General features: G+C 61.4%; 14 protein-coding genes. 4 read left to right on the forward strand and 10 right to left on the reverse strand.

Annotated elements, in window-relative coordinates:
• Positions 1-189 precede the first annotated feature (189 nt).
• The gene (locus tag ABX74_RS14080) at positions 190-1,032 is read right to left on the reverse strand and encodes an NAD-dependent epimerase/dehydratase family protein (RefSeq protein WP_047889035.1); all 843 of its coding nucleotides are present in this window, start codon (positions 1,030-1,032) and stop codon (positions 190-192) included.
• Between the two features lie 86 nt (positions 1,033-1,118).
• Between ABX74_RS14080 and ABX74_RS14085 the strand changes: the two genes are divergently transcribed.
• Positions 1,119-1,763, forward strand: coding sequence for a ScbR family autoregulator-binding transcription factor (locus ABX74_RS14085; protein ID WP_019745609.1), 645 nt, complete (start codon positions 1,119-1,121; stop codon positions 1,761-1,763).
• A 38-nt stretch (positions 1,764-1,801) separates the two neighbouring features.
• On the opposite strand, the gene ABX74_RS14090 is transcribed toward ABX74_RS14085, so the two are convergent.
• Together ABX74_RS14090 and ABX74_RS14095 are read right to left on the reverse strand one after the other, a co-directional pair.
• Positions 1,802-2,689, reverse strand: coding sequence for a ScbA/BarX family gamma-butyrolactone biosynthesis protein (locus ABX74_RS14090; RefSeq protein ID WP_020909369.1), 888 nt, complete (start codon positions 2,687-2,689; stop codon positions 1,802-1,804).
• Between the two features lie 167 nt (positions 2,690-2,856).
• Positions 2,857-3,324 carry a helix-turn-helix transcriptional regulator gene (locus ABX74_RS14095; protein ID WP_019745607.1) on the reverse strand — a complete coding sequence of 156 codons (468 nt, stop codon included), beginning with the start codon at positions 3,322-3,324 and terminating at the stop codon, positions 2,857-2,859.
• Between the two features lie 771 nt (positions 3,325-4,095).
• Here ABX74_RS14095 and ABX74_RS14100 point away from each other — a divergent pair.
• Complete coding sequence (locus tag ABX74_RS14100) at positions 4,096-5,595, forward strand: flavin-containing monooxygenase (RefSeq protein ID WP_047889037.1); 1,500 nt, start codon at positions 4,096-4,098, stop codon at positions 5,593-5,595.
• Between the two features lie 83 nt (positions 5,596-5,678).
• Here the strand turns inward: ABX74_RS14100 and ABX74_RS14105 are convergent, their stop codons facing one another.
• Positions 5,679-6,149, reverse strand: a complete 471-nt coding sequence (locus tag ABX74_RS14105) for a hypothetical protein (RefSeq protein WP_047889038.1) — start codon at positions 6,147-6,149, stop codon at positions 5,679-5,681.
• A gap of 77 nt (positions 6,150-6,226) precedes the next feature.
• Here ABX74_RS14105 and lexA point away from each other — a divergent pair, with 77 nt between their 5' ends.
• The gene (lexA, locus tag ABX74_RS14110; RefSeq protein WP_020909365.1) at positions 6,227-6,916 is read left to right on the forward strand and encodes a transcriptional repressor LexA; all 690 of its coding nucleotides are present in this window, start codon (positions 6,227-6,229) and stop codon (positions 6,914-6,916) included.
• Between the two features lie 13 nt (positions 6,917-6,929).
• On the opposite strand, the gene ABX74_RS14115 is transcribed toward lexA, so the two are convergent.
• From ABX74_RS14115 to ABX74_RS14130, 4 genes are read right to left on the reverse strand one after another with little or no spacing between them, the layout of a single operon-like run.
• Positions 6,930-7,343 carry a cupin domain-containing protein gene (locus ABX74_RS14115; RefSeq protein ID WP_020971009.1) on the reverse strand — a complete coding sequence of 138 codons (414 nt, stop codon included), beginning with the start codon at positions 7,341-7,343 and terminating at the stop codon, positions 6,930-6,932.
• Positions 7,344-7,372: 29 nt separating this feature from the next.
• Positions 7,373-7,759 carry a DUF2255 family protein gene (locus ABX74_RS14120; protein ID WP_029256419.1) on the reverse strand — a complete coding sequence of 129 codons (387 nt, stop codon included), beginning with the start codon at positions 7,757-7,759 and terminating at the stop codon, positions 7,373-7,375.
• On the reverse strand, positions 7,734-9,206 hold the full coding sequence (locus ABX74_RS14125; protein WP_029256418.1) for an MFS transporter: 1,473 nt from the start codon (positions 9,204-9,206) through the stop codon (positions 7,734-7,736). Before ABX74_RS14125 ends, ABX74_RS14120 begins: the two co-directional genes overlap by 26 nt.
• A 42-nt stretch (positions 9,207-9,248) precedes the next feature.
• On the reverse strand, positions 9,249-10,286 hold the full coding sequence (locus ABX74_RS14130) for a zinc-dependent alcohol dehydrogenase family protein (RefSeq protein WP_020971006.1): 1,038 nt from the start codon (positions 10,284-10,286) through the stop codon (positions 9,249-9,251).
• A gap of 167 nt (positions 10,287-10,453) precedes the next feature.
• On the opposite strand from ABX74_RS14130, the gene ABX74_RS14135 reads away from it, so the two are divergent.
• Positions 10,454-11,338: a helix-turn-helix transcriptional regulator gene (locus tag ABX74_RS14135; protein ID WP_029256416.1), complete on the forward strand. Its 885-nt coding sequence runs from the start codon at positions 10,454-10,456 to the stop codon at positions 11,336-11,338.
• Between the two features lie 26 nt (positions 11,339-11,364).
• On the opposite strand, the gene ABX74_RS14140 is transcribed toward ABX74_RS14135, so the two are convergent.
• The gene (locus ABX74_RS14140) at positions 11,365-12,507 is read right to left on the reverse strand and encodes a sensor domain-containing diguanylate cyclase (protein ID WP_020909360.1); all 1,143 of its coding nucleotides are present in this window, start codon (positions 12,505-12,507) and stop codon (positions 11,365-11,367) included.
• 118 nt (positions 12,508-12,625) lie between these two features.
• Positions 12,626-13,090: an RrF2 family transcriptional regulator gene (locus ABX74_RS14145; protein ID WP_020909359.1), complete on the reverse strand. Its 465-nt coding sequence runs from the start codon at positions 13,088-13,090 to the stop codon at positions 12,626-12,628.
• Between the last annotated feature and the right edge of the window lie 41 nt (positions 13,091-13,131).

Below are 13,131 nucleotides of genomic sequence, written 5' to 3' on the forward strand. Positions count from 1 at the left end.
TTGAACGCGGCCATTGTTGGTGGGCGCGACCACTGCCGTCATTGTGCAGCCATTGTTTCGTCCATCAGTGCTCGCACTGTTCGTCTGTAGTGACAGCGCAATAGGTCCTGTTCATTGCGCAGGAAGATCCCGAATGAGAACTGAAAAGTTTGGGAGGCAGTTGTTTTGGCGAGAGCAACCTTTGTGTCATCAGTACAGTCTCGACCGGAACCAGTGATCGAGACTGATCATGTCTATCTTGTGCATGTCGAGACCCAGCTGGGCGGCAACTTTCACTGCGTCGGCGCGGGGGATAGAGCTTTGGGGCAGAGTCCAATTGGTCTCCCGCGCATGATGCTCGAGAAGGTCGATGACTGCCCGCGGGACAGGTTCGTTGATGTGAAGTGTTGAGCCGTAGCGAAATTGCTGTTCTATCGACAGCTCGTGGATAGATCGGGCGAGTAGGTCTACGTCGACAACTGACAGGACTGCGTTACCGTCGTCGATGATCGAGTCGAGTCGAGAGACAATTCGCGTCAGTGTCGGCAGAAACCATCTGTCGCCGGGTCCGTACACGAGATGGGGCCGGACGACGAGGCCTCCGGCGTCGCGCACGAACTCCTCGGCGAGGGCGCGCGTGCGGCTGGCAGGTGAGAGGGGTTTGAGAGGTGCGCCGTTGACGGGCAGGTCTCGAAACGGGCCTGGCCCGTACACCGCGGCGGTGCTGACGTAGAGCAGCCGTTCGACGCCGACGGCGGCGGCGATCGACGCAACGTTTCGTATGCCGTGTTCGTTGACGTGAACACACTGTTGTTCGTCGTCGCCCACGTACGACACGCAGCAGATGACGGTGGACGCCTGGCTCATAGCAACTCGTAGAGAGGCGCTTTCGCTGATGTCGCCGATAGTGGCGGCAATTCCGTTGCGGCTGAGTTGTTTGGCTGCGCTGTCCGTGCGAACGAAACCGATTGCAGCGTTTCCGTCCCGGGAAACCAGCTGGTTCATCACTGCTGAGCCGATGAAACCAGTGGCTCCGAGTACCAGAGTCGTCATGGTGTGTCCGTGTCGAGGGCGTTGCTGCCGGGTCTTTCGACGTATCGTTGAGATTCATTCCGTCGGCAACGAGAGCTGGGTAGATCATGCAGGAGCGTGCGGTCCTCACGCGCCAGGCCGTTATTTTGGGTGCTGCGAAGAGCTTCGAGAAGTTCGGGTACTCCGCCAGTCTGGGCACGATCTTGCAACACGGGGGCGTGTCCAAGGGTGCGATGTATTTTCATTTCGCGTCGAAGGAGGAGCTTGCGCACGCGGTCATCGCAGCGCAGCACGGAATGGCGATGGAGGGTACCCGGAGGGTTGCTGCGCATTCCGACATCGCGGTCGAAACCCTGGTGCTCGTTTCGCAGGAGATGGCTCGGCAGCTTGTGACCGAGCCCATCGCGCGAGGTGGCATGCGGTTGACGATGGAGATCGGCAGTATTCAAGGTCCCATCGAACAGCCGTATCTCGATTGGATCGAGGCTATCAAGCAGGTGGCAACCCAAGCGGCCGAAGCCGGCGATATCGTCCCGGGCACCGATATCGACGCGTTGGCTCGATTTGTGGTGGGGTCGTTCACCGGAGTGCAGATTCTCTCGGAAATGCTTACGGGCAGAACCGATCTGTACGAGCGGTTGAGTCAGATGTGGAACTTGGTGCTGCCAACGATTGTCCGCGAGGACAAGTTGGCGCATGTCATGCAACTGGCGGCGCTTGCACCGAGAGAGTGGGAACCACCGAGCGTTTGACGTGGATGACGCGACGAGCAGAACGTGTTCGTTCCCTCTCATAATTGGTCCGCAACTGTAAGTTCAAGTTCCGCGGTGGTTTCCAGATCTTGAGTGAACCGAACTCGGTGCACATGGCCTGACGCGTCAAGGAGGGTCGTTGACACCTCGCACGGCGTTTCCCATTCAGTGAACCTCGGAAAGACCGCCGAGAGTGAGGCGATCTTGGTTGCTGGGTTGCCGATGTGGAATCGGACCGCTTGTCGGGCGGCCTCGAAAAGAATCATTCCTGGGATGTGGTCGACGGGGTGGTCGAAAAGGGAGTGGTTGCGCGGATCGGGAGTGCAGAACATCGTGTGCCGAGCAGGATCAGTGCTGATGAGCACATCTCCATCGGTTAGGCGTCCGACTCGCTCCGATCCGACCACCGCGGTTCCGGAAGGAAGGATGCGCCGGCTCGGGCGGTGGTCTTCTCGTCCTTGCCGAATTCGACGGTATCCCTCGGGGCTGACTCCTCGCGCAACAGCTTTGCATCTGGCGACGTGCCGGTTGCCCTCTCTGAGGATCCCCGACACTTCGACCCCCGAGACCGCTCCGTCGCGATGAGTGAGGTTGTCCGCTGTCATCGAGAAACTCAACGGCTCCGCGACTGGTTGCACGTCGAGCGCATCCAACATCTCGAAGCTGAATGTTTCCATGAGGAACTTGTAGTGCAGTGGAATCTCGTATCGGGTGTGGCAGAGAAGCACCACTGCCTGTCGAAATGCTTCTGCCACCCCGAGTGGATCGTGTTGCTCGCTCGATACGTCGAATATCCGGTGCGAGACCGGGAGTTGCACAGCAACCTGGTACGCCGAGTCCGATTCGATCCGGTAGTCCGTCAAGAAAACCTCGGCAACAGCATGTCTGTGGACGAGATGCCGCGGCACTGTGCGTGTGTATTCCATTGATTGAATGCACCTTTCGATGTTCGCTCGTGTCTTCGGTGTCGTGTAGGAACCAATTTTCGACGTCCGGACACGTCGTCGAATCGTCAAAATTGACGATCTTTGCGAAGGTCGAGTTCGATCAGGGGTAGCACCCATCTCAACGAGTGTGTCTGGGGCACTTCCTGCTAGAAGCGTCCGATCCGAAGTTCCAGCGGGTGTCTGCGTGCGTCGTGACCAGAGCGGCGGAGCATCGCGCATGCCTCCAGTTGGGAGTGCACCCCCAGTTTCTGCAGGATGCTTCGGACGTGGGCGCGAACCGTGGTCGGTGCGATGTGGGCGGTTCGAGCAATCGAGTCGACATTCGAACCGCCGTAGAGAAGACCCACGATCTCGAATTCGCGATCGGTGAGACTGCCGATTCGTGCGGATTCTTCGGTGCGCAACCGGATGCGTTGTACGAGCGAGGACTTCTCGTGTGCAGGTTGAGTGGAATTGGGGTTGAGTGCGGCCTGCAGCTCATCGAGCAGCGATGCGAACGGGAGTTGAGAGTTGAGCGCGGAGTGGGCGCCCGCAGCAAGCCCCCGAATCATGGAGCGGCCGCTACTGAGATCGCCGACCAGGACCGATCCCTCGAGTGCGGAAAGCTCCTTCACGTGCCAATCGACGCCCCCGCTGGGTAGGAGAACAAGCGCTCTACCGTGATCGCTGGTGTGTTGCCTTAACAGGCTCATGTCTGCGGTTTGTGGCGCGGAATAAGCCCCGGCGCTTATTCCGGCAGCGATTGCATTGGCGAACCCTCGATCGCTATGAGTGGTGTACACCGTGACTGTGCTGGAGTGTGTCATAGCGACTACATCACCGGCGGAGGTCCAGTCCGCCCGTTTTCCGCGTTGCGAATCCAAAACCGTTGGTTTCAGCGTGGTTTCGTCAGCGGGCTCGTTATCGGAGTGACCTCTCCACTGATGCGCACGAAGGGTGACAGCGATAGCGCAGTTGTCCGTCCGCCCATGGAGACTCGTGCGTTCGACGCGTTATCCAGGCGAATAGAGTGTGGCGCCTCCGGTGCCACATAAAAGCTCCCGTAGACACCTGATGGTGTGCCCGCGAATTATGCTAGGGCGCTGAATATTTGGGCGACGAGTATCCCGCGTAGACGAGCCATGGGACGTTCCGTCGACGATGTGAACGACTCTCCAATGGCTCGAGGCATTCAGGCGTCTCGATCGAGTTTCCGCGAGGCCGGTGCGTCGCACTCTCAATGTTCTGTACCCAGTCGGGTCGAGATATTGACTGTTACCGTCAGTTGCACATACCCTGTACATTGGCGCTGACCTTAGGGAACCCGGCCTGAACCGGCCGATCGTTCTCGGCCACTGCCGACGCCAGATGTAGCTTCGCGACGACCTACGAAACGAGTTTCCTCCATGACAAAGCATGTCGACGTACTGATCATCGGCGCTGGCTTGTCCGGAATCGGCGCGGCTTGCCACCTCATTCGTGAGAAGACCGGAAGCACTTTCGCGATCCTCGAGCGTCGCGAGAACATCGGTGGCACCTGGGACCTGTTCAAGTACCCGGGCATCCGTTCGGACTCCGACATGCTCACCTTCGGATTCGGTTTCCGTCCTTGGATCGGCACCAAAGTGCTCGCAGACGGCGCCAGTATCCGTGACTACGTCGAGGAAACCGCCAAGGAATACGGCGTCACCGACCACATCAACTTCGGCCGCAAGGTCGTGTCTATGGACTTCGACCGTACCGCCGCGCAGTGGTCCGTGACCGTCCTGGTCGAGTCGACGGGGGAGACCGAGACGTGGACCGCGAACGTCCTCGTCGGCGCCTGTGGTTACTACAACTACGACAAGGGCTATCGCCCCGCCTTCCCCGGTGAGGACGACTTCCGCGGTCAGATCGTGCACCCGCAGCACTGGCCGGAGGATCTCGATTACACCGGAAAGAAGGTAGTGGTCATCGGTTCCGGTGCCACCGCGATCACGCTGATCCCGTCGATGGCCCCCACCGCCGGTCACGTCACCATGCTGCAGCGCTCGCCCACGTGGATCCAGGCGCTTCCGTCCGAGGACCCTGTTGCCAAGGGGCTCAAGCTCGCACGCGTTCCCGACCAGATTGCTTACAAGATTGGTCGAGCCCGCAATATCGCACTGCAACGCGCCAGCTTTCAGCTTTCTCGCACCAACCCGAAGCTGGCCAAGAAGCTGTTCCTCGCCCAGATCCGCCTGCAGCTCGGCAAGAACGTGGACCTGCGTCACTTCACACCCAGTTACAACCCGTGGGATCAGCGCCTGTGCGTGGTTCCCAACGGGGACCTGTTCAAGGTGCTCAAGAGCGGCAAGGCCGACATCGTCACCGACCGTATCGCCACGTTCACCGAGAAGGGCATCGTGACCGAGTCGGGCCGCGAAATCGAGGCCGACGTCATCGTCACGGCGACCGGCTTGAACGTACAGATTCTGGGCGGCGCGACCATGAGCATCGACGGCGAGCCGGTCAAGCTCAACGAGACTGTGGCCTACAAGAGCGTGCTCTACTCCGACATTCCCAACTTTCTGATGATTCTCGGCTACACCAACGCGTCGTGGACGCTCAAGGCTGACCTGGCCGCGTCCTATCTGTGTCGCGTGCTCAAGATCATGCGCGATCGCAGCTACACGACTTTCGAGGTTCACGCCGAACCCGAGGACTTCGCCGAAGAATCTCTCATGGGCGGAGCCCTGACCTCGGGCTACATCCAGCGCGGCGACGGAGAAATGCCGCGTCAGGGTGCCCGCGGCGCGTGGAAAGTGGTCAACAATTACTACCGCGACCGCAAGCTGATGCACGACGCCGAGATCGAAGACGGTGTGCTGCAGTTCAGCAAGGTAGACATTCCTGTCGTGCCTGATAGCAAGGTCGCCAGCGCATAGTCGACTCCACCGGGGGGTGAACCGGTCGCACCACCCAGACGTCGGTGAATGGGCTGGTGATGTTGCGTCGACGTCCCCAAGCGTCACGGGGTTTGTGATCGGTGAGTTCGCTTCCGCGTTCGTCGGTTGTGCACAACCACGGGAAGAACAAAGACAGCAACCATGATCACGGCAAGCAGTCCGAGGTAGAGATAGGGCCAGGTCCAGCCCGCTGCTCGAATGACCAGCAACGATCCGCCCATGATCAAGGGCATCCCGGCCGCGGCGAGCAGGTCGACGTCACGGGGCGAGACGGGTGGGGTTCCGAGCAGAGGTACGCGGCTGCCCGAGTTTTCTCTGATCGTGCGCATCACTGACATGCAGTAGAGGGCGGCGCCGGCGATCGCGATCACCGCACCAAGTGCAACTTCGACGACGCCGGTTCTCGTGGACATCAATGCGTAGGCAAACACGCCCACCGTTGCCAAGGTGACCGGCGCCGACTTCCAGATCGGCGTCGACGCATAAGTGTCGGCGGGAACGCTCACCGAGCGCATCGGTTCGAGAGGCTCCATGAGCTCAGCGTGCCATGCGCCACTCGGGAAACAAACTGCCTGTGCCGTTTCTGGCAGGCTGCGGCTGCCTGGATTGGATGTCGGGACCCCTCACTACGATTCTCGTCGTGACCGATTACGACGATCTCGACATGTTCGGTGGCCTCGACGCCTCCTCCCTGCCGCTCCGCCAGCAGCAGATTCTGATGACCATCCGGGATCTCGTGGCTGCCAACGGGTGCACGCCGAGCACACGGCAGATTGGAGACGCGGTTGGTCTGCGCTCGACGTCGACGGTATCCAAGCACCTCAAGAGCCTCGAAGAGAAGGGCTTCCTCCGCCGAGGAGCGGCCATGGCTCGGCAGTTGGACGTGCGGCCGTTCCTCGTGGGAGCGAAGGAACAGTCGTCGTCGAACACCGTGACGGTTCCGGTCGTCGGTGACATTGCGGCCGGCGCGCCGATCCTCGCGGAGGAGCACGCCGACGAAGTGCTGGCGCTTCCTCGCGAGCTCGTCGGCTCCGGCACGGTGTTCGGACTTCGGGTGCGCGGTGAGTCGATGGTCGACGCAGCAATCTGCGATGGCGACGTCGTCGTGGTGCGGCGCCAGGACGAGGCCCATTCCGGCGAGATCGTCGCCGCGATGATCGACGGCGAGGCCACCGTGAAGGTGCTCCGGCGCCGCGACGGTCACGTGTACCTCGAGCCTCGTAATCCCGCATACAGCGTCATCGACGGCGATCGCGCGGCCATCTTGGGCAAGGTTGTTTCGGTGATGCGACGTATCTGAGTGGTGTCCGGTCTCAGCGATGGTTGGCGCGGGGACCGTTGTATTCCTCATCGGTGACTTTGTCGCCCCATGTAGTTTCGGTGCTTCCGTCGCCGGGTCCTTCCCACAGCGCAAGGTGGGTCATGAAACGGTCGGGTGCCGCGCCGTGCCAGTGTTCCTCTCCTGCCGGGGTATAGATGGTCTCGCCCGGGTGAACTTCGACGATCTCGCCGCCGCGAGCTTGAACCAGCGCGGTCCCGGAGACGATGTGGAGGGTCTGCCCGAGGACATGGGAATGCCAGTCGGTTCGCGCACAAGGTGCAAAGCGAACCATGTTGGCGCGCATCCTCGACGGCTCCTGGCCGGCGTAGATGACGTCCCACCAGACGTCGCCGGTGAACCAGTCGCTGGGTGCTTTGCTGGTGGGCTGGGGCTTCAAGAGTTCCATGAGGTCTCCTCGGAATCGAAAGGGGCGGTTCAGTTCTGCGTCAGCGGAACAAGTCGAATGGTGTTGGGTGCGGCGGCGCGGCCGGTGACGGAGCCGACGATCTGCGGGCCGTAGCGGTCGTACTTGGTGTGGTAGGCGGAGTCGATCGCCGAGTGCGCATCCGGTGCGGCGGACTCGAACACCACGTCCCGCTCAATTCCTCCTGCGCGGATTCGGCCCCTTCCACTTGCCGTTGCTCGGACGAACCACGGGTTGTCGGTTCCGTATGCCGAGCGCACGTACAGTTGGTTGTCGGCACGGACGACCCAAATCGTGACGCACGGCCTTGCGGTGCCGTCGCGGCGGTTAGAGGAGATCTGCAATTCCTCGGCACCACCGATCTTGGTCAGTTCAGCCTCGGTCCACGAGTGCGACATCTCGGCTTCCTTTCTCCTGTTCGAATTGCTTTGTGGTACTTCGCGTTCTCGTAGCCGGGACGATCAGTGCGAGGACGATGACGAGACAAGCGGCCAGCAGGGCGGTGCCTGCGGTGAGAGCCGTTGATACGTGATCGGTGAGTGCCGTTGTAGCGTCGTCGGCAGAGGCTCCGGCGCCCGCGGAAACTGCGACGAGGATGCCGAGTCCGAGAGCACTGCCCAGTTGGTGTGCAGTGTTGACCAATCCTGATGCGGCACCGGCATCCTCGGCCTCTACCCCGGAGATACCGGCAGAAGTCAGCGGAGCGAAAGCCAACCCCTGCCCGGCGCCGATCAATATCATCGGAAGTGCTATCGCAGTGAGATACGTGCTACCGGGATGGACCAGACTGAGCCACGCCATCCCGGCGAGGGTGACGGCAATGCCAACCGACAGAATTGCGGAATTTCCGAATCGTGGTGTCAGTCGCGGAATCAGCATCGCCACAGCAAAATTGACGATCGTCATCGGGAAGAAGGCGATGCCAGCTTGGAACGCGCTGAAGCCCATGACGCCTTGGAGTAGCTGAGTCGTGAAGTAGAAAAATCCGATCATGGCACCCAGATAGAGCATTCGGGCGGCGTACGCCCCGGATCGCTCCCGGCTGCGGAACAACCGCAGTGGCATGATCGGCTGCTCCGCTCTAGCTTCGTTGAGGAAGAGCAAGGTCAGTAGTATCGCCCCGGCCGCCAGTGTCGCAACAGTGATCGGTGAGGTCCACCCCGCTTCGGCCGAGTCGACGGTGCCGAAGACGAGTGCGGTCATGCCGAGTGTGGCGAGAACAGCGCCCGCCACATCGAAACGTCCGGAGTTGGGTTCGGTTTCCGGAATGAACCGGGGAGCGAGCGCGATCATCGCGATTCCGATCGGAACGTTGATGAAAAAGCCTGCGCGCCATGACACCCAGTCGGCAAGGGCGCCGCCGATCACGAGGCCGAGGCTGGCGCCTATTCCCGCCGCAGCGCCGTACCAGGCAACAGCGCGCGTTCGCTCCGGGCCGGGCGGGAAACTGGCAGTCAGCAGTGACAGCGACGCCGGGGCCACCACTGCGGCTCCGACGCCTTGGAGAGCGCGCGCCGCGATGAGCCACCAGCCGTTCGGCGCGACCCCGACGAGAAACGACGCAATCGCGAAAATTGCGAGACCGGAGACGAATACGCGACGACGGCCGAAGATATCCCCGAGACGAGCGCCCAGCAGGAGAAGGCCGCCGAACACCAGGGTGTAGGCGTCCTGGACCCAGGACAGCCCGGTTGCCGAGTAACCCATGCTGCTTTGGATGCTGGGTAGCCCGGTGAAGATGATCGAATTGTCTAGCAGGATCATGAAATAGCTGATCAGAATGATCGCCAGGATCGCGGTGGAATTGATGCGACCGGCAACGGGACGGTTGGCAGTGTGGGTCACGCGCTTCTTCTTCGCAAGTGGTGGACGTTCGCAAGTGGTGGATTACGGGCGGACGAGGACCTTCAACGATTCACGGGAGTCCATGGCTCGATAGCCTTCCGCTACGTCGTCGAGCCCGACGGTGTGGTCGAAGACCTTGCCCGGCTCGATCTTTCCGTCGAGCACATCCGGCATCAGCTCTTCGATGTACGCGCGCACCGGAGCCGGTCCACCGGTGAGCGTGATGTTGGGTCCGAAGAGCGTCCCGAATCCGATTGGGGCTTCTTCGTATTGGGGTACTCCGACTCGGCTGATGACGCCGCCCGGTCGGACAACTCCGAGTGACTGCTCGTAGGCAGGCATGTGACCTACCGCTTCGAGGACGACATGAGTGCCGTCGCCTCCGGTCAGTTCGCGGACTTTCTCGATGCCCTCGTCCCCACGTTCGGCAACTACATCGGTGGCTCCGAACTCGAGGCCGAGGTCCGTGCGGGTCTTGTGGCGCCCCATGAGGATGATGCGCTCGGCGCCGAGGCGTTTGGCGGAGAGCACTGCCATCAGCCCCACGGCTCCATCGCCGATGACCGTGACCGTCGTGCGTTGGTTGACGCCACCCTTGACCGCCGCGTGATAGCCGGTGCCGAAGACGTCGGAGAGCGTGAGCAGTGACGGCAGGAGTTCGGAGTCCTCACCGACCGGCGCCTTGACCAGGGTGCCGTCTGCCAACGGCACTCGGATGGCCTCCGCCTGCCCGCCTCCGATCCCGTTTCCGGCCCAGAAGCCGCCGTGGCGGCAAGACGTCTGCAAGCCTTCGCGGCAGAAGTCGCACGTCCCGTCGGACCAGGCGAAGGGGGCGATGACGAAGTCGCCCTTCTTCAACGTGGACACCTCGCGACCGGTCTCTTCGACCACTCCGACAAATTCGTGGCCCATCGGGGAACCACCGGGTGTTGCCGGCATGTTGTGGTAAGGGTGCAGGTCAGAGCCGCAAACGCAGGCCCTGACGACCCGCACGATCACGTCCGTCGGCTGCTGCAGTACCGGATCGGGCACGGTCTCGACCCGAACGTCTCCGGCGCCGTACATGATGGTTGCTCGCATGGTGTCCCCTCTTGCTTCTGGTGTCGCGTGCTTGGAAGTCGACGTTTCTGCGTGAACCGGTCGACTGCAATCAGTCAACGCGGCGCCTCGCGAGCGCGGGAGTGTCTGTTGTTCCAGGTAACGGCAGTACCTCCCTCGGTCTTCGCCGCTCGAGTAACGTGAACTGCATGGACAACCGAGCCGAGATCCGCGAATTCCTCAGCTCCCGTCGTGCTCGCATCACACCCGAGCAGGCAGGGCTCCCGGCTTACGGCGGAAACCGTCGCGTCAAGGGGTTGCGCCGTGAGGAAGTCGCTCTGCTCGCCGGTGTGAGCATCGACTACTACGTGCGCATGGAACGCGGAAATCTGGCGGGAGCGTCGGACTCGGTACTCGAAAGCCTTTCGCGGGCATTGCAACTCGACGAAGCCGAAACTGCCCATTTGTACGACCTCGCGAAGTCCGCCAGTGCAGGCGCACCGAGTAGAAAGCGCCCCGCCCCCAAGGGCGTGAGCCCGGCGATTCAGCAGATACTCGACGCCATCACCGACGCGCCGGCGTGGGTACGCAATGCCAGGCACGACATGCTGGCGGCCAATCGCATGGCGCGCGCGTTGTATTCGCCAGTCTTGGCTGATCCGCGTAGGCCGGCGAACAACGCCCGCTTCGTGTACCTGGACCCGGCGTCGCAGGACTTCTTCGTAGATTGGGAGCGCGCGGCAGACGACATCGCCGCGATGCTCCGTTCGGAAGCGGGGCGCAATCCCCATGACAAGGCGCTGACCGAGCTCATCGGTGAACTTGCCACTCGCAGTGAGGTATTCCGCACCCGGTGGGCGAAACACAATGTGCGCTTTCATCGGACGGGATTCAAGAAGGTTCGTCACCCCGTCGTCGGCGACCTGGAGCTGAACTTCGAGGCGATGGAACTGCCGTCCAATCCCGGGCTGACACTGCTGGTCTACACCGCGGCGCCGGGGACGCCCACGGCTGACGCACTCAAACTCTTGGCGAGTTGGGCGGCAACCCAGGATCAGTTGGATCCGGCGAACGACAGCGAAGCGGCGCTCTGAGTTCGGTCGGCAAGTAGACCTGTCGATCAGCTCAGATGCGTTACCGCCCAGGCCACCTGGTCTCCACCCCGTCGCTTGGCTCGATACATCGCGTTGTCGGCGTCGGCAAGTATCCGATCGATGGTTCCTGAAGCGTCCGGGATTGTCGAGGACAGCCACACGCTGGCTCCGACGCTCACGGAAATCGACTGCCGACCGGCGGGCCGCGATATCGAATTGTGAATGTCGACCACGGTTTGTTCGATGCGACGTGGCTCCACGGGCATGAGAATCACGAACTCGTCGCCGCCTGTCCGGGCAACCAGCCCGACCTCTCCGACCGCTGAGTTCAGACGCCGACCGACTGTCACCAGCATCCGATCACCTTCTGCGTGACCCAGTTTGTCGTTGACGCTCTTGAACGAATCGACATCGATCACCACCGCGAGGACAACGTGTCCTTGGAGTTCGCCGACACCGAACAGTTGTTGCCAGACGTTGTGCAGCCCACGTCGGTTCAGAGCAGCGGTGAGTGGATCGCGCCAAGAGTGTCGTGCATCGTCGGTCAGGTACAAGACGAGGAAATGCACGGTCATCGCGGCGGACGCGATAACACACCCGATGACGAATCCAGTGGACACCGACAGCGAAGAATCGGTATCCGGATCGGTTACAGCGCGAATTGTCAGTAGGGCAACGACGAACAGCGCGCCGACGATCTGTGCCGTGACTATTCGAGGGCTGTGGAATACCGACGAATAGTTCGCGACGACCACGAACAGAACGGCGCCGGTCAACGCCAGGAAGCTCGAATGGATTCCGGCGAGAAGTATCAAGGACAAGCAGATATTGGTGAGCGAAATGAAACGAACGGATTGGTGGTGGCTCGGCCAAGACCGTCCGAGTGACCAGCGAATCATGCAGTAGAGCGCGATCATGCATGCTGTGCCCGCCGCGAGCCGTTCAGGGAGGTCGGTTGCGCCACCCTTCACGAATTGAGCCAGTACGGCGAGTGCCACGAACACAGCGCACCAAAAGGTGACGACCACTCTGGCTGTCCCCAACATCGATCGAGCAGCCAGAAACCGAGGGAACCATTCACCGTCGTACGCAAGAGACCACCAGCGACGCAACAGTCCAGTTGTTTGACGAATGTTCTGCCCCAACCCCGCAGCGCCACTGACTCCCATGAAACCCCCTCCGAGATCTTGCGAAAATTCCCGGAAGATTCTTCGTCAAGATTTGATCCCCGAACAAGGTACCCGATAGTTGAACGATGGATTGATGCCTCGTGAGGTGTGGGCCGCTCTAAGGTGCGATCGGTGTGGTCAGGATCTTTCTGAGTGCCGGAAGATCCAGGGTTGCAGCAAGATCTGCAATCGTGACTCCCGACAGCGATGCGCGCCAGGCTTTTTCGGCGTCGGCCATGACTTTGGCAATTCCGCAGGCGGAACGGCACTGCTCCGGTGGAGCGGCGAGGATTCCTTGCTGTCGAATCTCCGTGCACCGGAACGCAGGTTCGGTGCCGTCAACGGCCTGGACGACGTCGAGAACGGTGATTTTCTCGGGAGCCCGGGTGAGGACGTACCCACCGTCTCGGCCCTCGGTCGGATTGACCAGACCGGCGTGCGCGAGCGCTCGCAGATGCTTCGCCAGGTATGTCTTCGACACCCCGTGAAGTTCGGCGAGTCTGGCTGTGGGTACCGGCCCCTCGGCCTGGCTGAGAACCACACAGCAGTGGAGTGACCACTCCACGCCTCCGGAAAGCTTCATGGTTGAACTCTATCGACGCGGTGGAACGTGATGCGGGCCGG

This window comes from Rhodococcus sp. ARP2, assembly GCF_001029585.1.
GTDB lineage: Bacteria > Actinomycetota > Actinomycetes > Mycobacteriales > Mycobacteriaceae > Rhodococcus_F > Rhodococcus_F erythropolis.